The sequence below is a fragment of the Aeromonas sp. ASNIH2 genome, assembly GCF_002934795.1.
Classification (GTDB): domain Bacteria; phylum Pseudomonadota; class Gammaproteobacteria; order Enterobacterales; family Aeromonadaceae; genus Aeromonas; species Aeromonas caviae.
This window is the reverse complement of the sequence record NZ_CP026406.1, coordinates 3,913,515-3,936,242: the sequence shown is the minus strand read 5'-3', so window position 1 is coordinate 3,936,242 and position 22,728 is coordinate 3,913,515. Positions and strand designations below refer to the sequence as shown.

The window sequence follows — 22,728 nt, the reverse complement described above, 5'->3', positions numbered from 1 at the left end:
TGAACCATGAAACCCTCTTCCCTGGCCCTCTGGCTGGCGGCAACCCTGATCTCATCGCCGCTGCTGGCGACCGATCTGCAGTTTGTCGATGAACAACCCTTGACCACGACGCCGAAGCGCTGGCTCGAGCAGCGCCTCGGTGTGCTCCTCGCCCCCGACTACGACAGGGCCAGCCTGCTCGGCCACCATTACAGCTTTCGCCAGCTGGTGAACGGCCTGCCGGTGGCCGCCACCCAGGCCGCCGTCAGTGTCGACGGGGACGGCCGCCCCTGGCGCCTCTATCACAACCTGCGCCCCTTGCAGAGCACAGCGCCCGGCTGCGATGCCAGCGGCACCCTGGATCCCCTGCTCGCCACCCTGCGCACCGACGGCAACCAGATAGAGACGCTGGGACCGGTCGAAACCTGGTACTGGTGAGACGGCGATACCCTGGTGCCAGCCCTGCGCCAGCGGGTGCGTGAACACAAGGCAGGCAATGGCAAGGCCAGCCAGGTGCAGCTGTTTGCCCGTTGCGACGGGGAGCAGGAGCTTGGCCGTCTCGGGGATCAGGCAACCACCCGCCCTCTGCATGTCGCCGACGCAGGCGATATGCAGGTTCAGGCCCGGGTGTTCGACCCCGATCCCCGCACCCGCCTGCAGGACGCCAGCCTGGTCTGGCACGACGCGCTGGTGCTGGCAGAGGCCGCCTATCAGGATCCGGTTCCCCTGCCGGTGAGCCTGCAAGCCGGGCAGTATCGCCTGAGCGGCCCCCATGCCAGGGTGGTGGATGTCATGGCCCCCGAATCGGCCCCCTACAGCAGCAGTGACGTGCAGGGTTTTCGCCTGACCCGGGACGATCGCGGCTTTGCGGACATCAACGCCTACTACCATCTGGATCTCGCCCAGCGCCACCTCAAGGCGCTCGGCTTCACCGATCTCATCCCCGGGGCGCTCGACATCGATACGGACGCGGGCTATCAGGACAACTCCCTCTACGATCCGTTCGAACGCAGGCTGGAGCTGGGTCGCAGCGGCGTGCCCGATGCCGAGGATCCCATGGTCATCTGGCACGAGTTCGGCCACGGGGTGCAGCACCACATCCTGCCGGATCTCGGGGAAGAGGGTGACTGGGGAGCCATCGGCGAGGGCTTTGGCGACTACCTGGCCGCCAGTCATCGTCAGCGCAGCGAAGCCGGTCGCCAGTTCGAACCCGCCATGGTGTTCAACTGGGATGCCCGCTTCACCGACCGCACCCCACGCCAGCTCGACGATCTGCGCGCCCGCTACCATCCGGACTACCGCTACCCCGCCCACCGCACCATCAACGGCAGCAACGGGGATCAGCTCTGGGGCACCCCGCTGTTCCAGGCCCTGCTGACGGCGGTAGCCGAGCACGGCGAGGCGGCCAGGGACGAGTTTGATCGCGTCATCATCGAATCCCACTTCGGCCTGGGGCCGGCCATTCGAATGCCGCAACTGGCCCGGATCACCGTGGATACCGCCGCCCGTCTCTACCCGACGCGAGCCTATGCCCGTCTGCTGGAGCAGGCATTTCGCCAGCACGGGCTGCTGCAAGCTCCCGTCAATATCGCCCTAGCCGAGGGGAGCGCCATCCCGCTGGGGCAGCGCCAGTCGGTGCAGCTGACCCTCAACAACCCGGGCAAGGGGGAGGTGACCCTCAACGAGCTGGCCCTCACCCTGCCAACCGGGTTGCAGGCCGATCCTGACAACTGGCAACCAGCGACTCTGGCCGCCGGTGCCAGCATGACCACCACCCTGCGCCTGCTGGCCCAGAGCCCGCTCGCCTGCGGCGACGAGGCGAGCCTCTCGGTGAATCTCGCCATGAGCGGTACCAGCCCCACCGAGCGCCAGTGGCAGCAATCCCTGACCCTGCCCATCGGCACCCCCGTCATCAGCCGGGCCAGTGGTCGGTCACAGCGACTGAACGATGCCCAGAGCGAGGAGGTGCGCGGCTTGAGCGAAACCAGCCTGCTGCTGGAGAAGAGCGATGCCCGTGTGAGCGACAGGCTGCAACTGAGCCTGGATCTGCAGCACGAGGCGCTGGATGAGCTGGAGATCTGGCTCAGCTCCCCCGCCGGCACCCGGGTCCAGATCTGGGACAAGGGTTACAGCCCCCTGCCGAGCCTGAAAGGGGTCTTCCCCACCGAGTTGCAGTCCCTGCAACCCTTCAGCGCCTTCGAAGGAGAACCCCTGGCCGGTCGCTGGACCCTGGAGGTGGTGGACAGCAAACCGGGCAATCAGGGTTTCCTGAACGGGTGGAGCATCAGTCAGCGTACCGGCGCCCAGTGCGGCAACACCGTGCCCGTGCCGGATGACGGCATCATCCGCTTCGATACCTCGGACAGCAGTGGCGGGGGTGCCTTCCCCCTGCTCTGGCTGCTGCCGCTGGCCCTGTGGCGCCGTCTGCGTCGCCTCTGACTCTCCCTATATAAAGAAGAGAGGGGCCAAGGCCCCTCCAAGGACACACCATGACCATGAGAATGACCCCGATCGTCTGCCTGCTGGCCCCCCTGCTCAGCGCCTGTGGCGGCGGTTCGGACGAGGCTCCCCTGACCGCGCCGGACTACCGCCTGACGGTCAGCCTGCCCGCTGCGGGCACCCTGTGCATCAACCTGAACCAGAACGACGGCTGCGAAGCCAATGAGCCCGCCGTCAGCGGCGAGGCCGGTGCCCACTCCCTGACCCGGCGCCACCCTGATCTGCTCACCACTCCTCTGCTGTTCATTCCGGCGGATCCCGCCGCCCTGCCCCTGGCCCACCCGGCGGCGCGCCAGGACAACCAGCACCTCACCCCCAGCCCCCTCAGCACCCTGCTGCAGACGCGTATCTCGGACGGGCTGCCACCGGCTCAGGCCCTGACGGACGTGCTGCTCGCCCTGGCCCCCCTTCACCCCGGCCCAGATCTGGCGGCACTGGCGCAGCTGGGCGACTTCAACCGCGCCCTCGCCGAGCTGGCCCTCGCCGCCTTCGATGACGAGGCCACCCTGCCCACCTTGGCCGCCAGCGAACGCCGCCTGCAGATCTGGCAGGGGCTGGTCACCCTGCTGCCCGAGCTCGCCCGGCACTTTGCCGCCAGCCCCGAGCTACTGAGCCAGCAGGCCAGACTCGCCGCCGTGCTGATGCAGCAGCAACCTAGGGCGTTGGTGACCGCCAGCGGCGTCACCACCTACACGGACGGGGTGGATTACCTGCTGACCCAGGAGCCTGCGGATCACCCGGGCCAGGAGGCGAGCCTGGGCCAGGCGCCCCTGCGCTATCGCAAGCTGGACGGCAAGGGGCAACCCCTGGCGGACAATGCCGACGAGTGGGAGTGCGTGGAGGATCTCAATACCGGCCTCGTCTGGGAGAAGAAGCTCGATGATCCGGACAGTCCGCGGGATCTGCACAAAGTCTTCGCCTGGGAGTTTGGCAACTATCACCCCAGTCAGGCGGAGCTGGATTATGCCTGCCCCGAGGGGGAAGCTATCTGCTCCACCGAGCAGTATCGCCAATGGCTAAATGGACAACGACTCTGCGGCATAGGGCACTGGCGCCTGCCCACGGCCCAGGAGCTAGGCAGCCTGCAACACTACGGCTCCCTCGCCCGCCAGGATGGCCAGCTCGTCACCCTGGATGTGCGCTACTTCCCCGACGTCGGTCCCTCGAGCGGCGACTTCGATGGCAGCTACTGGACCCAGACCCTGACCCCATCCCGGCGCCTCGAGAGCGTCCCCATCGCCGTCATCAGCCCTCAGTTCCTGGGGGAGGATGCGGGCACCGATTACCCCTATGGCGTCCAGAACGAAAATGAAATCAATGCCATACAACTGCGCCTTGTGGCCGAGGTAACCCGATGAACAAGTATCTTCTGACCCTGCTGCTCACCCTGTGCAGCCCCCTGGCACTGGCCATCGCCATCTGCGACGACGCCCTGCCCCGTACCAGCCCCACCGCCCGTTTCCAGGATCACGGCAACGGCACCGTCACCGACAGGGGCACCGGTCTGACCTGGATGCGCTGCCAGCTCGGCCAGACCTGGCGCAACCAGAGCTGCGAGGGGGAACCCACCCGCCTCTACTGGCAACAGGCACTGCAGACGGCGGAACGGATCCGCACCGAACCGAGCCATGCCCTGTATGGCTTTGGTGGTCATCACGACTGGCGCCTGCCCACCATCAAGGAGCTCGCCAGCATTCTGGAGTCCGCCTGTTACAAACCGGCATTGAACGAAACCATCTTCCCCCGCGCCATGGCCGGGGATGGCAAGGAGGTGAACGACGGCTATGTCTATCTCTGGTCCTCCACCCCGGTGCCGGCCCTTCAGGGCGTCGCCTACCTGGACATCACCAGCGGCTCCGTCGCCCAGCGCGCCCCCCGCGCCTGGGCGAAACAGGTCCTGCTGGTGAGGTGACAGCCTGGACATGGGGGCCACCCGGCCCCCTGTTTGACACGATGCAAGAAGCGCCAGGGTGACCCTGACCGTCAAAAAAGCATCAAATTGCGTCATGTGATGCCTGTTCAGGGCGGTTTTGCACGCCGCAGCGCTGGCATGAAACCGGCAGAGCGGTTAGTCTAGCGGCGTTGAACCAATCCCAAGAGGTACAGATGAAAACCGTGTTGCGTTTTAGCCTGCTGGGCGCCTTGTTATTGGGTGGCCATGCCTTCGCCGCCGAACCGAAAAAATTTGATATCAGCATGTTCCCCGCCGCCGAAGTGAACCAGGAACGTGTCGTGATCCGTCTGCCGGAAGTCGAGAACGAAGCCGACATGATGGTCGAGCTGCAAGTCGGCAAGAAGATGCTGGTCGACTGCAACCTGCCCCGCTTCGCGGGCAATCTGGAACAGCACAGCGTCAAGGGCTGGGGTTACAACTACCTGACCCTGGGCCAGGTCACCGGCCCCGTCAGCACCCTGATGGCCTGCCCAGACGGCCAGAAGAAGGAGAGTTTCGTCCAGATCTACGGTCAGGGCTTCTTCGTGAACTACAACTCCAAGCTGCCCTTCGTCATCTATGTGCCCCAGGAGTACGAGGTGCGCTATCGTCTGTGGCGTGCCGACAACCTGGCACAGCCAGCCATGATTGAGTGAGTGCCGCGCACTCGGGTTCAGCTCAGTCATGATGATAAAAAGGCGCCATACGGCGCCTTATTTTTAGCTTCCGAGCCCGTTCTTGAGCGGTTTTTCCTGTACAAAATCTGACATAACTCCACTATTTTTCAGGCTTTTTTGTGCAGCGCACCGCAAAATGCCCCCTCGGGATGCGACAAACCCTGTTCGATAAAAGATATTTATTAACATAGTAAGAAAATTGATTTTGCACTCTGCGACGGCCTGATGATACTTGCCCGCAAAGGTCAAACTAACCAGAACAAGAGCACTATGAGCTTCGAATCAGACAAGCGTTTCAACGACTTCAAACATTTTCCCCGTGGCCTGCGTCGCAGTGGCGAATTCACCGTGGCCGAAGCGGACAGTCTGGAAAAATATGGCACCGTGATGCTGGCGCTCTATCAGGGCAACCTGGCCCCGCGCGATGACGTAGAAAGTGCCTTTATCGAACAGGTCAAATCCGGCGCAGCCGGCAACAACCCCCACGCCAAGGTGTGGTTCAAATACCTGAAGGTGATTGGTCCCAAGCGCGTGCACCGTCTGTGCACCGTCGCAGGCGGCGCCAATGAAGATGCGGGTGGCAGCTTTGAAGGCGGCGGTGGCGGCAGCGACGAGTCCCTCGATTAATGGATACCGAGCTGCTTCGGACCTTCATCGAGGTCAGCAAGACCCGGCACTTTGGCCGGGCGGCTGAAAATCTCTACCTGACCCAGTCGGCGGTGAGCTTCCGGATCCGCCAGCTCGAGCAGCAACTCGGGGTCAGCCTGTTTGCCCGTCATCGCAACAACATCCGCCTGACTGCCTCCGGTGAGCGTCTGCTGCCCTACGCAGACGCCATTCTGCATACTTTGGGGCGCGCCAAGCAGGACGTGGCCCTCTCCCCCGGTTTCAGCCAGCAGCTTGCCATCGGCGCCCCCGCCGTCTTCTGGGAGCTCGACTTCAACGACTGGCTCAACCATGTCTATGCCCTGGCCCCCGGCCTCGCGGTGCGCCTCGAAACCGCCTCCCGCGAGCACCTCTGTCGCCAGTTGCTGGAGCGCTCCCTCGATCTCGCCCTGCTCTCCGAGCCGACCAAGATCGACGAGATTGCCCTGCACCCCATCGGCGAGCTGGTGTTCGAACTGGTGAGCCGGGAGCCGGCCGCAAACGCCGACAGCCTGATGCAGATGCCCCACATTCATCTCGACTGGGGCACCAGCTTCGAACCGCCATCGAGCCGATTGCAGAGCCTGCAGAAGACCCCAGTTCTGCATTCAAGCTCCGCCAGCATGGCCCTGCAATTCGTGCTGGCCAACGGCGGCGCCGCCTACCTGCCAAGGCGCATGGTGAGCCCCTTCCTGGAGCAGGGGCAGCTTCATCTGGTGGAAGGGGGCCAATCCCTGAGCCGCCCGCTCTACCTCGCCTATCTGGAGAAATCCGACCGCCGGGAGCTGATCGATCAGCTGCTCACCCTGCCGCTGGGCTGGCATGACGCCGACTTGCGTCAACCGCCTGCCGCATGAAACAGGGCGATTTCACACCCTGACCTCTGTTTTCATCTACCCTGGTTATCGGTGCAGCACAAACAACATGAAAAAGGGGCCATCAGGCCCCTTTTGTATGGATGTCTTTGTGCATCAGCCGTGATGACGACGATCGTTGGCCTGGGCCAGCAGGGTGCGGCTCTCGCGCAGGAACTCCTCCGCCCGCTCGCCGAAGAAGCCGGAGACCTGGCTGAAGGCCTCGATGAAGCCCTCCCTGTCTCCCCGCTCCAGCAGGCCCAGCGCCTCGCCGAAGTTCTGGTAGTAGCGGCGGATCATCGCGAGGTTCTGGGGCGACGACAATATGATGTCGGCGTAGAGATGGGGATCCTGGGCGAACAGCCGTCCCACCATGGCCAGCTCCAGCCGGTAGATGGGAGAGCTTAAGGCAAGCAGGCGGTCGATGTTGGCCTGCTCGCGGGAGAGATGCCAGCCGTAGGCAAAGGTGGCAAAGTGGCGCAGCGCCTGAATGAAGGTCATCGCCTCGTCGTGGGCCCTGGCCTCCACCTGCTGCAAACGCGCCCCCCAGATGGTCATCTGCTCCAGCAGCCACTGGCTGGCGGCGGGTTCGCGTCCCTGACAGCAGACGATCACCTGCTTGGCGAGGCTCGCCACGTCCGGTCCGAACATGGGGTGCAGCCCCAGCACAGGCCCCTGATGTACTGCCAGCATATGGGCAAGCGGTTCACTCTTGACGCTGGTCACGTCCACCAGCAGGCAGTTCTCAGGCAGGTTGCCGAGCCGGTCGATCACCTGGCAGGTGACGTCGATGGGCACCGCCACCATCACCAGCCCGGCGCCATGCAGGATCTCGTCGGCGCGTGGCCAATCGGCCTGACCCAGGGTTTCGACCCGGTAGCCCGAGAGGCTGAACAGGTTGCCGAACAGGCGGCCAAGCTGTCCCTGGCCACCGATGATCACCACTTTGCCGAGCTCAGGCTTCATGCACTTGAAGTGGTGCTCCTTGTCGCTGGCGGACTCCAGAATATAGGACTCGCGCATCACCCGGCGCAGCACGTCCTCGATAAGGTCCCCCGGCACCCCCAGTACCTCGGCCTCGGCGCGGCGGCGGGCCAGCATGCTCGCCTCCCGATCCGGTGCATAGATGGGCAAGCCGTGCCGGCTTTTCACTTCCCCCACTTCCCCCACCAGGGCGAGACGAGCGGCCAGCAGATCAATCAGCTGCTTGTCCACCGCATCTATCTTGTCCCTGAGGGCATTCAACTCTTTCGCCATGTCCAGTCCCTGCTGGCGCCGCCCGCAGCGACGCCCTGTCATTCAAGAGGCAACAAGGTATCACTGCGTGGGCAGTGATACCTCGATGGTTCAATCAGTTACAACAAGATACCACGGCTTATGCCGATGTTCTGGCCAAAAGTGGTGCCGCCAGCTGGCTGTGGCAGCGGGCCAGCAGCGCATCCGTGGTCTCCCAGTCGATGCAGGCATCGGTGATGGAGACGCCGTAGCGCATCTCGCACTTGGGCTGCTCGCTGGACTGGTTGCCTTCGAACAGGTTGGATTCGAGCATCACCCCGATGATGGAGCGGTTGCCCTCCTGGATCTGGTGAATGACGTTGTCGGCCACCTTGGGCTGCAGCCGGTGATCCTTGCTGGAGTTGCCGTGGCTGCAATCCACCACCAGACCGGGCAGCAGGCCCGCCTTCTCCAGCGCCTCTTCCGCCAGCGATACATTGACCGAGTCGTAGTTCGGGTGCTTGCCGCCGCGCAGGATCACGTGACCATCCGGGTTGCCCTGGGTCTGCAGCAGCGCGACCTGACCCTGCTGGTTGATCCCCATGAAGGCATGAGGACTGGAAGCGGCCTGCAGCGCATTGATGGCGGTGCCGAGGTTGCCGTCGGTGCCGTTCTTGAAGCCGACCGGCATGGAGAGGCCGGACGCCATCTCCCTGTGGGTCTGGGATTCGGTGGTGCGGGCACCGATGGCCGACCAAGAGAAGAGCTCCGCCAGGTATTGCGGGCTGATGGGGTCGAGCGCCTCGGTCGCCAGCGGCAACTCCAGCTCGGCCAGCCAGCAGAGCAGCTCGCGGGCGCGGTGCAGACCCAGCTCCACGTCAAAGGTGCCGTCCAGGTTCGGATCGTTGATAAAGCCCTTCCAGCCGACCGTGGTGCGTGGCTTCTCAAAGTAGACCCGCATGACAATGTAGAGAGAGTCCTGATAGGCGTCATGCAGCGCTTTGAGTCTGGTTGCGTACTCTTTGGCGGCGTCCATGTCGTGGATGGAGCAGGGACCACAGATCACCAGCAAGCGGTGATCGCGACGGTGGATGATGTCGGCGATGGTATTGCGGGCCCCTTGCACGAATGCCAGCGCGCGATCGGAGATGGGCAGTTTCTCCTTGAGCTGGGCAGGCGTGATCATCACTTGTTCGGACTGGATATGGATGTTGTTCAGGGGATCTCTTTGCATTTTCTCATTCTCTCTACTGTTTCAAGCCAAGGGCGCCGATCGTTCATTTATGTTTACACAAGTCAGCACTTTGTTACGCAACCGCCCCCACCTTACCAAGGAAAAACAAACAATCAAGTGAAACTAGCGTCTTAGCACGCTGATAGATGGATAAATGACCAAGGAAGCAGAGTGAAACAACTCAAAAGTAGCGACTCGCGAGGCCAGATCAGCCCCAAATCGTAAACTTTAGATTACACCCATCCATTTCAATATCATCTCTCTGCCCCCTCTCATGGCCCCTCATCCCGGCGATAATGCCGGGCACAAAAAAGCGGGACACCTGGCCCCGCTTGCATTCCCGTGTTGCTCTTCTTTTATTATTTGCCGTGAGCCTTGATAGCCTCGACCGCCTTGTCGGGGAAGTCGCTGAATACCCCATCCACATCGGCTTGGTAGAGGAAGATGTTGAGCAGGTCGGTGAAGTCTTTCGCATAGACCGGGATCTGCCCCTCATCCTGACGGAAGGTATAAGGATGCACCTTGAGGCCGGCGGCGTGGGCCTCTTTCACCATGCCGGTGAAGACCGGCTTGCCGGGAGTGCCCGGCTCGGTCACCACCATGGGTTTCCAGGGACCGATTCCCTCGGCATAGGTGGCGATGGTCTTCATGGCACCCGGCTTGAACATCCAGTCGTAGTCATAGGGGGTCGCCTTGCCCTTGGCGTCATAGACCATGGTCTCGTTCCAGTCGGTCTCGGCCATCAGCTGCACCAACTTCAAGTCCATACCCATGGCGGGCATCAGCTCGCCGTTGATGCGCTTGAGCTCGTTGGCATCGAAGCACTGCAGATAGACCTTGTCGCTCTTGCTGGTGTAGCCGTACTCCTTGAGCACGTTCAGCACCGCCCTGGAGATGTCCTTGCCCTCGTGGCGGAACAGCCAGGGAGCCTTGATCTCCGGGTAGATGCCGATGTGCTTGCCGGTGCTCTTGTTGAGCCCCTGGATCATCTCGATCTCTTCCTGGAAGGTATGGATCCTGAAGCTGGACTTCCACAGCGGGAAGCGCGCCGGATAGACCGGCACCTGCTTGCCGTCCACCAGCTGGAACGGCTCGGTCATGCGCAGGGAGCGCACCTCGTCCAGGGTGAAATCCACCACATAGTAGCGTCCGTCCGGGCGGGCCCGGCCGGGGAAGCGCTCGGCCACGTCCGTGATGCCATCGAGGAAGTGATCGTGCATCACCACCAGCTGGTCATCCTTGGTCATCACCAGGTCCTGCTCCAGATAGTCGGCCCCCATGCCATAGGCTAGGGCCTTGGATTCCAGGGTGTGTTCCGGCAGGTAACCGGAGGCACCACGGTGGGCGATCACGATTTTGCCTTCGTCGGCCGCCAGTGCGGGCAGCGCCAGGGCGGCCCCGAGGCCAAGGGCTATCAGGGTACGGTGAGGTTGCTTCATCAAGAGGTCTCGTTGTTATGGTGTGTAGGATGCAGGTAATTGTTATAGCAGGGGTTTATTGCAGTTTGACGGCGGACGGCAAAGGCCGCCCGCCGTGGGTCATCAGCTGGCCTTGGGCAGGGCGTGGTGGTGTTCGAGCAGCCAGGCGCCGAGCTGCTGCTGTTCGGATTCGGACAGGCGCAGCCCCAGCTTGCTGCGGCGCCACAGTATGTCCTCCAGGGAGTGGGCCCATTCGCGCGCGATGAGATAGCGTACTTCGGATTCATACAGCCCGGCGCCAAAGTGCTGACCGCGCTCCTCCTTCAGCCAGAGGCGGGCATGGGCGCCATAGGCCTCGGCGATGCGCAGGGCGCTGCGATCATCGAGCCAGTCGAACTCCAGCGCAAAGGCACGCGCCAGTTCACGCACCGAGCAGTCGAACTCGCCACCGGGCAGCCGGCAGGAGGCGGTCCAGTCCTCTCCCATCTGGCTGAACCAGGGCTTGAGCTTGTTGCAGGCGGCCTGGGCCAGCTTGCGGTAGGTGGTGAGCTTGCCGCCAAACACCGACAACAGCGGCGCGCCGTCGGATTCACCACTGAGCTCGAGCGTGTAATCCCGGGTCACCGCCTGGGGTGAATCGGACTCGTCGTCACACAGGGGGCGCACCCCGGCATAGGTCCACACCACGTCTGCCGGGCTTATCTGCCTGGTGAAGTGGGCATTGACCACCTTGCACAGGTAGTTGATCTCGGCATCGCTGATCTTGGCTTCCCGCGGGCTGCCCTTGTGCTCCACGTCCGTGGTGCCGATGAGGGAATAGTCCTGCTGGTAGGGGATGACGAAGACGATGCGGTTGTCCTCGTTTTGCAGGATGTAGGCCTCTTCGCGCTCATGGATGCGCGGCACTATCATGTGGCTCCCCTTGATGAGGCGAATGCCGCGGGGGGACTTCTCGTGCAGGCTCTCGTCATAGAAGGTCTTGACCCAGGGGCCCGCCGCATTGACCAGACCGCGGCAGCTGACGGTGAACTGCTCGCCCCCTTCCCGCTCGAGCGTCAGGGTCCAGTGCTTGGAACCGCGCACCGCCTTGACGCAGCGGGTGCGGGTCTGCACATCGGCACCCTTGTCCCGCGCCAGCATGGCATTGAGCACCACCAGGCGGGCGTCGTCGACCCAGGCGTCCGAGTATTCAAAGCCCTTGTGGATACCGCTCTTGAGACCGTCCTGCGGCAGGAAGCGCAGACCGCAGCTCCCCTTGAGCTTGTCGCGCTTGGCCAGGTTGTCATAGAGAAAGAGGCCGGCACGGATCATCCAGGCCGGGCGCAGGTGCGGTCGGTGCGGCAGGCGAAAACGCATGGGACGGGCGATGTGGGGCGCCATGCCAAGCAGCACCTCCCGCTCCGCCAGCGCCTCTTTCACCAGCCGGAATTCGTAATGTTCGAGATAGCGCAGGCCGCCGTGGATCAGCTTGCTGGAGTTTGACGAGGTGGCAGAGGCGAGATCGCTCGCTTCGAACAGCGCCACCTTCAGCCCCCGCCCCGCCGCATCTGCCGCGATGCCGACCCCGTTGATGCCGCCGCCGACGACGACCAGATCATAATGTTCGCTCATGTTCACCTACTTTCTTATTTTGTGTTTGCCATGACAGCAATGTTTGATTTCGCTCATATTAGAACATGAAAAACCAATAAACGAACATTTAGTGAGAGAAATGTGATCGCGATTGTTTTCACAATGCTAAAAATGCTGCCAGTCGGTGACGGCCTGGCAAGGCTACGGCATGTCGGAAACAGCCATTTCGGGCAGGGAAGAGAACAAAGAGTCCCGGATGGGGGCGCCCATGAAGCAAGGTGATGAAGGCGATGGCGTGAATTCCTCGCAGGCGTCTAGCGTCGGTGCAAACCTGGCGCCCGAGTGCGGGGGCAACATCAGGGGTCAAAGAAGGTGTGTCAGCGCCAGGAACTGGCCTCTTAGGCGCCGCAAGGGAGACGCCGCAGGCCGGGGGGGGGGGCAGAAAAAAAAGCGGCCGCCCCGAGGCGGCCTGATGCCTGTGCGGGGAAGCTCAGCAGATATGGCAGGCGATCTGATGCTGGGACATCAGTCGCATCAGCTTCTCCGGCGGCTCCTGATCCGTGAACAGGGCGTGGATCTGGTTGAGGTTGCCGAGGTTGACCATGGCGTTGCGGCCAAACTTGGTGTGGTCGGCGGCCAGGAACACCTGGCGGGAGTGGGCGATGATGGCCTGGGCGATCTTCACCTCGTGATAGTCGAAATCGAGCAGGGAGCCGTCGCTGTCGATGCCCGAGATGCCGATGACGCCGTAGTCCATGCGAAACTGGCCGATGAAGTCGCGGGTCGCCTCCCCGACAATGCCGCCATCCCGGTTGCGAATTTCGCCGCCGGCGATGATGACGGTGAAGTCATCCTTGGCGGTCAGGATGCTGGCGACGTTCAGGTTGTTGGTGACCACGCGCAGCTCCCGGTGGTCGAGCAGGGCCCGGGCGATGGCCTCGGTGGTGGTGCCGATGTCGATAAAGAGCGACGAGCCGTCGGGGATGTTGGCGGCAACTTCCCGGGCGATGCGCTCCTTCTCCTTGAGCTGCATCACCTTGCGGGCGCTGTAGGCGGTGTTGACGGTGCTCGAATGCAGTGAGGCCCCGCCGTGATGGCGCCGGATCTTGTTCTGTTCGGCGAGATCGTTGAGATCCCGGCGAATGGTCTGGGGGCTGACGTCAAAATGGGTCACCAGATCGTCGGTCGAGACGAAACCCTGCCGGGTCAGGACGTCCAGGATCTCCAGATGTCGTTGGGTTTGCTTCACGCTTGCACTCCGCAGATGAGACGAAAAAAGGCCCCGGCAGGTGCGGGGCCTTTGGCAGTGTACCTGATCCCTTTTCCAATCGATAAGGTCAGGATCACGTTTTATGCCTTATGGGCAGCCGCCTTGGCGGCAATCGACTCGTTCTCGTGCTTGAGGGTCATGGCCAGCAGGATGATGGAGAGCACGCAAGAGACGGTGAGCACCATGAAGCCGCCGTCCCAGCCGAAGTGGTCAACGGTGTAGCCCAGCATGGCGTTGGCCGCGACCGCGCCACCCAGATAACCGAACAGGCCGGTGAAGCCCGCCGCGGTACCGGCCGCCTTCTTGGGCGCCAGCTCCAGGGCGTAGAGGCCGATCAGCATGACGGGGCCATAGATGAGGAAGCCGATGGCGACCAGGGCCATCATGTCGATGGTCGGGTTGCCCGCCGGGTTGAACCAGTAGACCAACACGGAGAGGGTCACCAGCACCATGAACAGGATGCCTGCCGGGGCACGGCGGCCGTTGAACATCTTGTCGGAGATCCAGCCGCACAGCAGGGTGCCCGGGATCCCCGCCCACTCATAGAGGAAGTAGGCCCAGGAGGAGTGATCCACGCTGAAGTCCTTGGCCTCTTTCAGATAGGTGGGCGCCCAGTCCAGCACGCCGTAACGGATGAGGTAGACGAAGGCGTTGGCGATGGCGATGTACCAGAGCAGCTTGTTGTGCAGCACGTACTTCATGAAGATCTCCTTGGCGGAGAACTCCTGCTCGTGGCTTTCGTTGTAATCCTTCGGGTAGTCGTTCTTGTACTCCTCGATGGGGGGCAGACCGACCGATTGCGGGGTATCGCGCATCACGAAGAAGGCGATCACCGCGATGGCCGCCGCCGCCGCCGCAGGCACATAGAAGGCGCTGCGCCAGTCGTTGAACCAACCCATGCCGAGGATGAACAGGGGGCCTATCATGCCGCCGTCCACGTTGTGGGCCACGTTCCAGACCGAGACGATCTCGCCCCGCTCCTTCTGCGACCACCAGTGCACCATGGTACGGCCGCAGGGGGGCCAGCCCATGCCCTGTGCCCAGCCGTTCAGGAACAGGAGCACGAACATGATGCCAATGCTGGAGGTAGCCCAGTGCATGGTCCCCATCATGAACATGATGCCTGCCGAGAGCAGCAGACCGGCGGAGAGGAAGTAGCGCGCGTTGGATCTGTCCGACACGTTCCCCATCAGGAATTTAGAGAGACCGTAGGCGATGGAGACGCCGGAGAGGGCCAGACCCAGATCCCCGCGGGAGAAGCCCTGCTCGATGAGGTAGGGCATCGCCAGACTGAAGTTTTTCCGTACCAGGTAGTAACCCGCATACCCGAAGAAGATCCCGAAGAACACCTGCCAACGCATGCGTTTGTAGAAGGGATCCACCTTGTCGGCCGGCAGCCGGTCGATATGGGGTGCAGGCCTGAAGAGACTAAGCATGTTCTGCTTCCTTTTATTGTTGTTCTGGGCGGTTGAGGACGCCCCGCTCATGCCGGCGATCAGACGCGTCTTAATTCGCAAGCGAGCCTATTGTGCTCATTTGTGAACATTTAATCTGTGATGAGCGCTAAATTATTGCAGTTTTATTACAAAAATTGTGACGCAGTGAGTGAACGCGCATCCAGGGTCAGCCCACGCATGGCGTGGCTTTTGGCTACTCACTAAGGAGTAATATGGCCGACAACTGTTGCTTTTCGTCACATTTTCTTAGCAATGAATGGGATCTTGCCCACATTTCCGGTGGCGGGGGTATGGTGAATTGACGCAGAAGGTTTATTTTCTCTCTCGTCCAAGAACGAGCGCAAACGAGCATAACGTTTGCGCAAGCTCAAAAAACAAGAAGAAACGTTTTCGGGCGCAATGAATGGGAATGAAAGATAACAAAACGGAACATCAAACCTACTGTGGGTGGATATAAGGAATAACAACTATGAGCATACAAAGACCCAATACCCTGCTTGGCGAGTGCCTCGCCGAGTTTATCGGCACCGGCCTGCTGATCTTCTTCGGCGTCGGCTGTGTGGCCGCCCTGGTGCTGGCTGGCGCCAACTTCGGGCAATGGGAAATCTCCATTACCTGGGGCCTGGGTGTCGCCATCGCCATCTATGTCACCGGTGGCATCTCCGGTGCCCACCTCAACCCTGCCGTGACCCTGGCGCTGATGACCTTCTGCGGCTTTGACAAGCGCAAGGTGGTGCCCTTCATCATCGCCCAGATAGCCGGGGCATTCGCCTCCGCCGCCCTGGTCTACGCCCTCTACAGCAACCTGTTCACCCAGTGGGAGCTAACCCACAACGTGGTGCGCGGCAGCGTCGAGAGCCTCGGCACCGCAGGCATCTTCTCCACCTACCCCAATGCCCTGCTCTCCAACATGCAGGCTTTCGCGGTCGAGATGGTGATCACCGCCGTCCTGATGCTGGGCATCATGGCACTGGGTGACAACAACAACGGCGCCCCCAAAGGCTTCGCCGCCGCCCTGCTCATCGGCATCCTGATCGCGGTGATCGGCGCCTCACTCGGCCCCTTGACCGGCTTTGCCATGAACCCGGCCCGTGATTTCGGCCCCAAACTGTTCGCCTTCGTGGCTGGCTGGGGTGACGTGGCCCTGACCGGTGGTCGTGACAACCCCTACTTCTGGGTCCCCATCCTTGGCCCCATCGTCGGCGCCCAAATCGGTACCGCCCTGTATGTGAAAGTGCTGGCTCCCTGCGTCCCGGGCAACCGCGTCGCCACCGAAGAAGCCGCCAAGCTGTCTAACAAAGAAGAGGCCGCCGCCTGAGAGCGGCCCTCCCCAACGTGTAACAACGTGGAAAATAAAAACGTGGAGAACATCATGTCTGCTGAAAAGAAATTTGTCGTTGCGCTGGACCAGGGCACCACCTCCTCCCGTGCCATTGTCTTCGATCAGGACGCCAACATCGTCGCGACCTCCCAGCGCGAATTCACCCAGCACTACCCGAAAGCGGGCTGGGTCGAGCACGACCCCATGGAGATCTGGGCGACCCAGTCCTCCGTCTTCACCGAAGTGCTGGCCAAGAGCGGCCTGCACAGCGAGCAGATCGCCGCCATCGGCATCACCAACCAGCGTGAAACCACCGTCGTCTGGGAAAAGGCCACCGGCAAGCCCATCTACAACGCCATCGTCTGGCAGTGCCGCCGCACCGCGGCCATCTGCGAAGAGCTCAAGGCCCGCGGCCTGGAAGAGTACGTTCGCGAAAACACCGGCCTGGTGCTGGATGCCTACTTCTCCGGTACCAAGGTGAAGTGGATCCTGGACAACGTGGAAGGTGCCCGGGAGAAGGCAATGAACGGCGAGCTGCTGTTCGGCACCATCGACACCTGGCTGGTGTGGAAGATGACCAACGGCGAGGTGCACGTCACCGACCCGACCAACGCCTCGCGCACCATGCTCTACAACATCCGCGACCTGAAGTGGGATGAGCGCATGCTGGACGAGCTGGGCATCCCCGCCTCCATGCTGCCGCAAGTCAAACCCTCCTCCGAGGTCTATGGCTACACCACCCGTGGCGGCGGCGCCCGCATCCCCATCGCCGGTATCGCCGGTGACCAGCAGTCCGCCCTGTTCGGCCAGCTTTGCTTCGAAAAAGGGATGGCCAAGAACACCTACGGTACCGGCTGCTTCATGCTGATGAACACCGGCACCGAGCCGGTTCGCTCCAGCAACGGCCTGCTGACCACGGTCGCCATCGGCCCGAAAGGGGAAGTGAATTATGCCCTCGAGGGTGCGGTATTTATGGGTGGCGCCACCATCCAGTGGCTGCGCGATGAGCTCAAGATCATCCACGATGCCCGCGATACCGACTACTTCGCGAGCAAGGTAGGCGACACCAACGGCGTCTACCTGGTGCCGGCCTTCGTGGGCCTGGGCGCCCCCTACTGGGATCCGTATGCTCGCGGCACCATGGTCGGCCTGACCCGTGGCGCCAACCGCAACCACATCATCCGTGCGGCGCTGGAATCCATCGCCTACCAGAGCCGCGACGTGCTGGATGCCATGCAGCAGGACTCCGGCATCAAGCTGGCAGCCCTGAAGGTGGATGGCGGCGCCGTGGCCAACGACTTCCTGATGCAGTTCCAGGCTGACATGATGCACACCCCTGTGGTGCGTCCGACCCGCATCGAGACCACCGCCATGGGCGCCGCCTTCCTGGCCGGCCTCGCCGTGGGCTTCTGGAAGAGCTCCGAAGAGCTGGAAGACAAGTTCAGCGTGGACCGCGAGTTCATTCCGCAGATGGACCGCGACGATCGCGCCAAGCGCTACAGCGGCTGGAAGAAGGCGGTGGAACGCTCACGCCGCTGGGCCGAAGAGGAGTGATGGGGTAACCGACGCGTCCTTGAGATGAAAAAAGCAAAGAGGCCGACAGCGATGTCGGCCTCTTTTTATTGGCGAGCACGACTGTTCTGACCGCCCCCGACCCCAGCCCTCCCCTTGCCAAGGGGTGGAAGAAAATGCCCCCTCCCCCTCGTGGAGGGGGTTTGAACTGTCGGCATACCCCCTACAACGCCTCAGCACCGAGCTGCTCTTTCAGGAAATCGAGCCAGACCCGCAGCCGGATGTCCCGCTGGGCATCGGAGTAGAAGACCGCATGGATGGGGCGCGAAGCGCCGCTGTTGCTGCGGGCCAGCACCTCCACCAGCGCCCCGCTCGCCCTGTCATCCCCCGTCATGAAGTCCGACAGGCAGACGATCCCCTGCCCCGCCAGCGCCAGCTGACGCAAGGTTTCCCCGCTGCTGGCCCGCAGGGTCGGGGTGATGGCGAATCGGTCCCCCTGCTCCTCGCTCAATAGGGGCCAATGATTGAGGTGATCGGGGTGCAAAAAACCGAGCAGCTCGTGGCCAGCCAGCAAGTCAGCCGGCTGGCGCGGGGTACCGCGTGCCTTCAGATAGTCGGGGGAGGCCAGCAGCCGCAGCCTGGAGCGACCAAGGGGCAGGGCCCGCAGGGAGGAGTCCGTCAGCTCGCCGATGCGAATGGCCATGTCCACCCGCCGCTCCATCAGGTTGATGAAGCCCTCGGAGCTGTGCAGTTGCAGCTCGATGGCGGGGTAGCGGCGGCGAAACTCGCCGATGATGGGCACCAATCTATGCAGGATGAAGGGGGTGGCGGCGTCCACCCGCAATATGCCCTCCGGCTGCTCCCGGCGCATCAGCAGCAACCCTTCCGCCTCACTCATCTCGGTCAGGATCTTCACCGCCCGCTGATAGAACCAGCTCCCCTCCTCGGTCAGGCTGACCCGCCTCGTGGTGCGGTTGAGGAGCACGGTGGCGAGCTTCTCTTCGAGGCGCTTGATGCCGCGGCTCACCACGGAATTATCCATGCCGAGATTCTCCGCCGCCTGGCGAAAGCTGCCCGCCTCCACCACCGCCACAAACAGGGTCAATTCATCGGAATGGGTCTTCATTGTTGTCATCCTGGCAAGAGTAATGGGTCTTTATAGGTGCAATGGCCGGGAGTTGGCAAGACAGGCGTCGCTTCGTATCGTGACGCACCACCTGTTTTATCTGCGCCCTTGCCAGTACAATGCCGCCAACCGGCACCGTATGGCGCCACACTATGACAGGGACGATCCATGACATTCGACAACAGGCTGGCCGCCGCCCATCGGGAGCTGGCCGAGAAGGGCGTGCAAACGCTCAACTACAACCCGCCGATCATCTGGCTGCTGCGAAAGGCGGGGTTCACCATCAGGCCGCCCCACTACGAACGCTTTCTGATCAACGTTCTTGCCCTGGGACTCCCCATCGGCGCTATCTGGGGGGTGTTGATGTGGTGCCTCGGCTGGCAGGATGAGGTGAGCCCGGGGTTTGCCCTGCGCCAGAGCCTGCTGTTTGGCATCGGGCTCGGTCTGCTGATGGGGACCTGGTTCTGGTTTAGGCGCAAGCAGCTCAAGCTGACCCCCTGGGACGCCTTGCCCCACTCCACAAGCCCCACGCAAAAGCGCTGGCAACCGAAATAACCACCGATATCGACAAGGAGCGCCTTATGACCAGGGCCCATGAAAAACTGAACTATGTGGAGTTTGCGGCCAGGGATCTCGCCGCCACCAAGGCCTTCTTCAGCGCCGCCTTTGGCTGGCAGTTTGCCGACTACGGCCCCGATTATTGCGCCTTCGAAGGGGAAGGGCTGGATGGCGGCTTCTACCGCACCGAACTGTGCAGCCAGAGTGCTCAGGGCGGGGCGCTCCTGGTGTTCTACAGCGCCGATATCGAGGCGACCCAGAGCAAGGTAGTCGGCGCAGGGGGCACCATAGTGCGCCCCCTGTTCGATTTTCCCGGTGGCCGCCGCTTTCACTTTGTCGAGCCCAGCGGCAATGAATTTGCGGTCTGGTCCGAACCGGCCAGCGCCTGATAATACTCCGCCCTCCCCTGGCCCACCTGCACCACGACCAGCCATGGGGAGGCCACATTGCTGCACTCACCTCAATAGTGTTTTGCGACTGCTGCCCTGTATCCCCCAGTCTGGGGCGGGCATACTGACCCCCGTCTTAACGAGGAGGTTCAGATGCCATCCCCCCTGATCGTGATTGCCCAGCTTGACGCCAAACCCGAATTCGCCGCCCAGTTTCGCGCTGCCCTCGAGCCGCTGATCGCCGCTACCCTGCAAGAGCCGGGGTGCCTTCGCTACCAGTTGCACCAGAGCCTGGAGAGCCCCCATAGCTGGATGCTGTACGAGGAGTGGGAGAGTGAAGCCGCCCTGCTCGCCCACCAGCAGCAGCCCCACTACATCGCCTTTGCCAGCCTCGCCTCCCCCTGGTTTGCCAACCGGGTCGTGAGCCGCTACCGGCGCGCCTGACTGCCTCCGCCCTCGGCGCAGGCAAAGCCCATCATTTGAGCGTAGAAACACTAACCTGAGGAATTTGATGATGAAGATGCCCAACCTGGGTCTTGGAACCTTCCGCCTGAAAGATCAGCCACTTCGCGACTCCCTGCTCCAGGGGCTGGAACTTGGCTACCGCCATATCGACACCGCCCAGATCTATGACAACGAGGCCGAAGTCGGCCAGTTGATGAGCGAGAGTGGCGTGCCCCGCCAGGATATTTACCTGACCACCAAGGTGTGGACCAGCGAGTTCGGTCCGGGCAAGGTGATCCCGAGCCTGGAAGTGAGCCTGGAAAAACTCGGCACCGACTATCTGGATCTGGCGCTCATTCACTGGCCCTCCCCCCAGGATGAGGTGCCGATGGCGGTCTATCTGGAGCAGCTCGCCGAGGCCAAAGCCCGGGGCCTGACCCGGGAGATCGGGGTCTCCAACTTCACCGTGGCCCAGCTTAAAGAAGCCATCAAGATTTTGGGGCCGGGCGCCATCGCCCACCAGCAGGTGGAGATCCACCCCCTGCTGCAAAACCGCAAGGTGGTGGAGTTCTGCCAGGCCCACGGCATCGCCATCACCGCCTATATGCCACTCGCCTATGGCAAGGTGCTCACCGAGCCGCTGCTGATGGAGATCGGCAAGCGCCACGGCGTCTCGGCAGCCCAGGTGTCCCTGGCCTGGCTGCTGGCCCAGTGCATGACGGTGATCCCGAGCTCTACCAAACGGGAGAATCTGGCCGCCAACCTGGCTGCGCTGAAGGTGCAACTCAGTCGCGATGAGATGGCCGCCATCGCCACCCTGGATCGGGGTGAGCGCTGCGCCAACCCGGACTTTGCGCCGAATTGGGATTAAACCATGGCCTCTCGATTTGGCGGTGGATAGCGGCGACCCTCACGAACAGACTGCAACCACGGGCTATCCCCTCTCCCTATGGGAGAGGGTGAGGGCAGGCTCTTCTATTCAGGTCATCAGGCCTTCAACCAGATAGCCCCCTCATCCCCAGCCCTTCTCCCGCAAGGGGAGAAGGGAGCAAAGAAAACCCGACACCATCGACGAGAACCTGAGCGGGAGGCACTGTGCCTCCCGTTTTTTTGTCTCAATACCGGGCGCGACTGCCACCTTCCCTTGCCCTTTCCTCTTTGTGCCCCTGCCTTTTTGTCCCCAGCTTCCTCTATACGCCTTGCCTCTATACGCCTTGCCTCTACAGGCTTTGCCTCTGCATTCACTTGTGCTGCATGGCCGTGTGTGTCTCGCGGCCTCGCCCACTCCCGGAACCCCATTTCACGGCCCCATTGCTGCTGATTTGGCAAAAGTAATTTGACGTTGCCGTCATTTTTACCAACAAACACCCTCGGCATACTGGCGCCATTCTCCCGTCGGGAGTCCCAATCCAAGGAGTTGTTATGCCACTGGCGTTATTTGCCCTCACTTTAAGTGCCTTTGCCATAGGCACCACCGAATTCGTGATCGTGGGGCTCATCCCCACCATCGCCGAGCAGCTCAATGTCTCGCTCCCCTCGGCAGGCCTCCTGGTCAGCCTCTATGCCCTTGGGGTGGCCATCGGCGCCCCCGTGCTCACGGCGCTTACCGGCAAGCTGCCGCGCAAGTGGCTGCTGGTGGGGCTGATGGCCCTCTTCACCGTCGGCAACCTGCTGGCCTGGCAGGCCCCCGGGTACGAGAGCCTGATTGTGGCCCGCATCCTCACCGGGCTGGCCCACGGGGTCTTCTTCTCGGTAGGCAGCACCATCGCCACGGGTCTCGTGGCCAAAGAGAAGGCGGCCAGCGCCATCGCCATCATGTTCAGCGGCCTCACGGTCGCCCTGGTGACCGGCGTCCCGCTTGGCACCTGGATTGGTCAGGTCTTCGGCTGGCGCGAGACCTTCCTGGTGGTGAGCCTGCTCGGCCTCGTCGCCATGGTGGGCAGCATGCTGCTGGTACCGGGGAACCTGCCGAAGGGGGCCGCCTCCAGCGTTCGCGAGCAGCTCTCGGTGCTCACCAGGAAGCCCTTGTTGCTGGTCTACGCCAAGACGGCGCTCGGTTACGGCGGTGCCTTCACGGCGTTTACCTTCCTCGCCCCCATCCTGCAACAGGTGAGCGGCTTTAGCGCCGGCGCGGTCAGCCTCATTCTGCTGGTGTACGGGGTATCGGTCGCCGTCGGCAATATCTGGGGCGGCAAGCTCGCTGACCGGATGGGCCCATTGCCCGCGCTGAAGCTGCTGTTCGCCGGGCTCGCCGTGGTGCTGCTGGTGCTCACCTTCACCGCACCGCACCCGGTGCTGGCGGTACTGACCGTGCTGGTGTGGGGCGCCTTCGCCTTTGGCAACGTGCCGGGTCTGCAGGTACTGGTGGTGAAACAGGCCGAGCGCCACACCCCCAATGCCGTGGATGTGGCCTCCGGCCTCAACATCGCCGCCTTCAACGTCGGCATTGCGCTGGGCTCCGTGGTCGGCGGTTTCGTGGTGGAGCACCTCGGCCTGATGCACACCCCCTGGATTGGCGCCCTCATCGTCCTGCTGGCCTACGGCCTCACCCATGTCAGCGAAGCGGGCGAGCGCCGCGCCGCCCTTGCCTGACCCCGGGCAAGCAAAAGGCCGACACCCTGTGTC

General features: G+C 62.6%; 19 protein-coding genes and 1 pseudogene. 13 read left to right on the top strand and 7 right to left on the bottom strand.

The window, feature by feature from the left end; genetic code table 11:
- Window positions 1-6: 6 nt before the first annotated feature.
- From C3F36_RS18965 to hdfR, 6 genes and pseudogenes are all read left to right on the top strand, one after another.
- Window positions 7-2,418: pseudogene (locus C3F36_RS18965) on the top strand (proprotein convertase P-domain-containing protein).
- A 50-nt stretch (window positions 2,419-2,468) separates the two neighbouring features.
- Window positions 2,469-3,836 (top strand): Lcl C-terminal domain-containing protein, encoded by a 1,368-nt coding sequence (locus tag C3F36_RS18960; protein ID WP_103858821.1) that lies wholly within the window; start codon window positions 2,469-2,471, stop codon window positions 3,834-3,836.
- Window positions 3,833-4,390 carry an Lcl C-terminal domain-containing protein gene (locus C3F36_RS18955; protein WP_043155288.1) on the top strand — a complete coding sequence of 186 codons (558 nt, stop codon included), beginning with the start codon at window positions 3,833-3,835 and terminating at the stop codon, window positions 4,388-4,390. The genes C3F36_RS18960 and C3F36_RS18955 overlap by 4 nt, the downstream gene beginning before the upstream one ends.
- A gap of 194 nt (window positions 4,391-4,584) precedes the next feature.
- On the top strand, window positions 4,585-5,067 hold the full coding sequence (eco, locus tag C3F36_RS18950) for a serine protease inhibitor ecotin (RefSeq protein WP_010674240.1): 483 nt from the start codon (window positions 4,585-4,587) through the stop codon (window positions 5,065-5,067).
- A gap of 291 nt (window positions 5,068-5,358) precedes the next feature.
- Window positions 5,359-5,715, top strand: a complete 357-nt coding sequence (locus C3F36_RS18945; protein WP_010674239.1) for a DUF413 domain-containing protein — start codon at window positions 5,359-5,361, stop codon at window positions 5,713-5,715.
- Window positions 5,715-6,590 carry an HTH-type transcriptional regulator HdfR gene (hdfR, locus tag C3F36_RS18940; RefSeq protein WP_053288564.1) on the top strand — a complete coding sequence of 292 codons (876 nt, stop codon included), beginning with the start codon at window positions 5,715-5,717 and terminating at the stop codon, window positions 6,588-6,590. Before C3F36_RS18945 ends, hdfR begins: the two co-directional genes overlap by 1 nt.
- A 114-nt stretch (window positions 6,591-6,704) precedes the next feature.
- Here hdfR and tyrA read toward each other — a convergent pair whose 3' ends face one another.
- From tyrA to glpT, 6 genes are all read right to left on the bottom strand, one after another.
- Window positions 6,705-7,844, bottom strand: a complete 1,140-nt coding sequence (gene tyrA, locus C3F36_RS18935; protein WP_104455686.1) for a bifunctional chorismate mutase/prephenate dehydrogenase — start codon at window positions 7,842-7,844, stop codon at window positions 6,705-6,707.
- 118 nt (window positions 7,845-7,962) lie between these two features.
- Complete coding sequence (locus tag C3F36_RS18930; RefSeq protein WP_010674236.1) at window positions 7,963-9,036, bottom strand: 3-deoxy-7-phosphoheptulonate synthase; 1,074 nt, start codon at window positions 9,034-9,036, stop codon at window positions 7,963-7,965.
- A gap of 359 nt (window positions 9,037-9,395) precedes the next feature.
- The gene (glpQ, locus tag C3F36_RS18925) at window positions 9,396-10,475 is read right to left on the bottom strand and encodes a glycerophosphodiester phosphodiesterase (protein ID WP_104455685.1); all 1,080 of its coding nucleotides are present in this window, start codon (window positions 10,473-10,475) and stop codon (window positions 9,396-9,398) included.
- A 102-nt stretch (window positions 10,476-10,577) separates the two neighbouring features.
- Window positions 10,578-12,065 (bottom strand): glycerol-3-phosphate dehydrogenase, encoded by a 1,488-nt coding sequence (gene glpD, locus C3F36_RS18920; protein ID WP_104455684.1) that lies wholly within the window; start codon window positions 12,063-12,065, stop codon window positions 10,578-10,580.
- A 451-nt stretch (window positions 12,066-12,516) separates the two neighbouring features.
- Window positions 12,517-13,275, bottom strand: a complete 759-nt coding sequence (locus tag C3F36_RS18915) for a DeoR/GlpR family transcriptional regulator (RefSeq protein WP_010674233.1) — start codon at window positions 13,273-13,275, stop codon at window positions 12,517-12,519.
- A 101-nt stretch (window positions 13,276-13,376) separates the two neighbouring features.
- On the bottom strand, window positions 13,377-14,732 hold the full coding sequence (gene glpT / locus C3F36_RS18910; RefSeq protein ID WP_104455683.1) for a glycerol-3-phosphate transporter: 1,356 nt from the start codon (window positions 14,730-14,732) through the stop codon (window positions 13,377-13,379).
- Window positions 14,733-15,222: 490 nt separating this feature from the next.
- Here glpT and C3F36_RS18905 point away from each other — a divergent pair, with 490 nt between their 5' ends.
- Window positions 15,223-16,071, top strand: a complete 849-nt coding sequence (locus C3F36_RS18905; protein ID WP_039038615.1) for an MIP/aquaporin family protein — start codon at window positions 15,223-15,225, stop codon at window positions 16,069-16,071.
- A 54-nt stretch (window positions 16,072-16,125) separates the two neighbouring features.
- A complete protein-coding gene (glpK, locus tag C3F36_RS18900) occupies window positions 16,126-17,628 on the top strand; it encodes a glycerol kinase GlpK (protein WP_010674229.1) in 1,503 nt (500 codons plus the stop codon).
- Window positions 17,629-17,809: 181 nt separating this feature from the next.
- Here the strand turns inward: glpK and C3F36_RS18895 are convergent, their stop codons facing one another.
- The gene (locus C3F36_RS18895) at window positions 17,810-18,712 is read right to left on the bottom strand and encodes a LysR family transcriptional regulator (protein ID WP_041212776.1); all 903 of its coding nucleotides are present in this window, start codon (window positions 18,710-18,712) and stop codon (window positions 17,810-17,812) included.
- 168 nt (window positions 18,713-18,880) lie between these two features.
- Between C3F36_RS18895 and C3F36_RS18890 the strand changes: the two genes are divergently transcribed.
- From C3F36_RS18890 to C3F36_RS18870, 5 genes are all read left to right on the top strand, one after another.
- A complete protein-coding gene (locus C3F36_RS18890) occupies window positions 18,881-19,267 on the top strand; it encodes a DUF6404 family protein (RefSeq protein WP_010674227.1) in 387 nt (128 codons plus the stop codon).
- Between the two features lie 26 nt (window positions 19,268-19,293).
- Window positions 19,294-19,659: a VOC family protein gene (locus C3F36_RS18885; RefSeq protein ID WP_104455682.1), complete on the top strand. Its 366-nt coding sequence runs from the start codon at window positions 19,294-19,296 to the stop codon at window positions 19,657-19,659.
- A gap of 153 nt (window positions 19,660-19,812) precedes the next feature.
- Complete coding sequence (locus C3F36_RS18880) at window positions 19,813-20,103, top strand: putative quinol monooxygenase (RefSeq protein ID WP_041212774.1); 291 nt, start codon at window positions 19,813-19,815, stop codon at window positions 20,101-20,103.
- A gap of 67 nt (window positions 20,104-20,170) precedes the next feature.
- A complete protein-coding gene (dkgB, locus tag C3F36_RS18875) occupies window positions 20,171-20,974 on the top strand; it encodes a 2,5-didehydrogluconate reductase DkgB (RefSeq protein ID WP_104455681.1) in 804 nt (267 codons plus the stop codon).
- 551 nt (window positions 20,975-21,525) lie between these two features.
- Window positions 21,526-22,695 carry an MFS transporter gene (locus C3F36_RS18870; protein ID WP_042865230.1) on the top strand — a complete coding sequence of 390 codons (1,170 nt, stop codon included), beginning with the start codon at window positions 21,526-21,528 and terminating at the stop codon, window positions 22,693-22,695.
- Window positions 22,696-22,728: the final 33 nt, after the last annotated feature.

Bases quoted from the DNA above. Each gene is read 5' to 3' on its own strand.
- C3F36_RS18945 (WP_010674239.1), top strand. From the start codon at position 5,359: ATGAGCTTCGAATCAGACAAGCGTTTCAACGACTTCAAACATTTTCCC.
- C3F36_RS18930 (WP_010674236.1), bottom strand. From the start codon at position 9,036: ATGCAAAGAGATCCCCTGAACAACATCCATATCCAGTCCGAACAAGTG.
- glpD (WP_104455684.1), bottom strand. From the start codon at position 12,065: ATGAGCGAACATTATGATCTGGTCGTCGTCGGCGGCGGCATCAACGGG.
- C3F36_RS18955 (WP_043155288.1), top strand. From the start codon at position 3,833: ATGAACAAGTATCTTCTGACCCTGCTGCTCACCCTGTGCAGCCCCCTG.
- C3F36_RS18885 (WP_104455682.1), top strand. From the start codon at position 19,294: ATGACCAGGGCCCATGAAAAACTGAACTATGTGGAGTTTGCGGCCAGG.
- hdfR (WP_053288564.1), top strand. From the start codon at position 5,715: ATGGATACCGAGCTGCTTCGGACCTTCATCGAGGTCAGCAAGACCCGG.
- glpT (WP_104455683.1), bottom strand. From the start codon at position 14,732: ATGCTTAGTCTCTTCAGGCCTGCACCCCATATCGACCGGCTGCCGGCC.
- C3F36_RS18880 (WP_041212774.1), top strand. From the start codon at position 19,813: ATGCCATCCCCCCTGATCGTGATTGCCCAGCTTGACGCCAAACCCGAA.
- glpQ (WP_104455685.1), bottom strand. From the start codon at position 10,475: ATGAAGCAACCTCACCGTACCCTGATAGCCCTTGGCCTCGGGGCCGCC.
- C3F36_RS18905 (WP_039038615.1), top strand. From the start codon at position 15,223: ATGAGCATACAAAGACCCAATACCCTGCTTGGCGAGTGCCTCGCCGAG.
- C3F36_RS18960 (WP_103858821.1), top strand. From the start codon at position 2,469: ATGACCATGAGAATGACCCCGATCGTCTGCCTGCTGGCCCCCCTGCTC.
- C3F36_RS18895 (WP_041212776.1), bottom strand. From the start codon at position 18,712: ATGAAGACCCATTCCGATGAATTGACCCTGTTTGTGGCGGTGGTGGAG.
- eco (WP_010674240.1), top strand. From the start codon at position 4,585: ATGAAAACCGTGTTGCGTTTTAGCCTGCTGGGCGCCTTGTTATTGGGT.
- dkgB (WP_104455681.1), top strand. From the start codon at position 20,171: ATGATGAAGATGCCCAACCTGGGTCTTGGAACCTTCCGCCTGAAAGAT.
- C3F36_RS18870 (WP_042865230.1), top strand. From the start codon at position 21,526: ATGCCACTGGCGTTATTTGCCCTCACTTTAAGTGCCTTTGCCATAGGC.
- tyrA (WP_104455686.1), bottom strand. From the start codon at position 7,844: ATGGCGAAAGAGTTGAATGCCCTCAGGGACAAGATAGATGCGGTGGAC.
- C3F36_RS18890 (WP_010674227.1), top strand. From the start codon at position 18,881: ATGACATTCGACAACAGGCTGGCCGCCGCCCATCGGGAGCTGGCCGAG.
- glpK (WP_010674229.1), top strand. From the start codon at position 16,126: ATGTCTGCTGAAAAGAAATTTGTCGTTGCGCTGGACCAGGGCACCACC.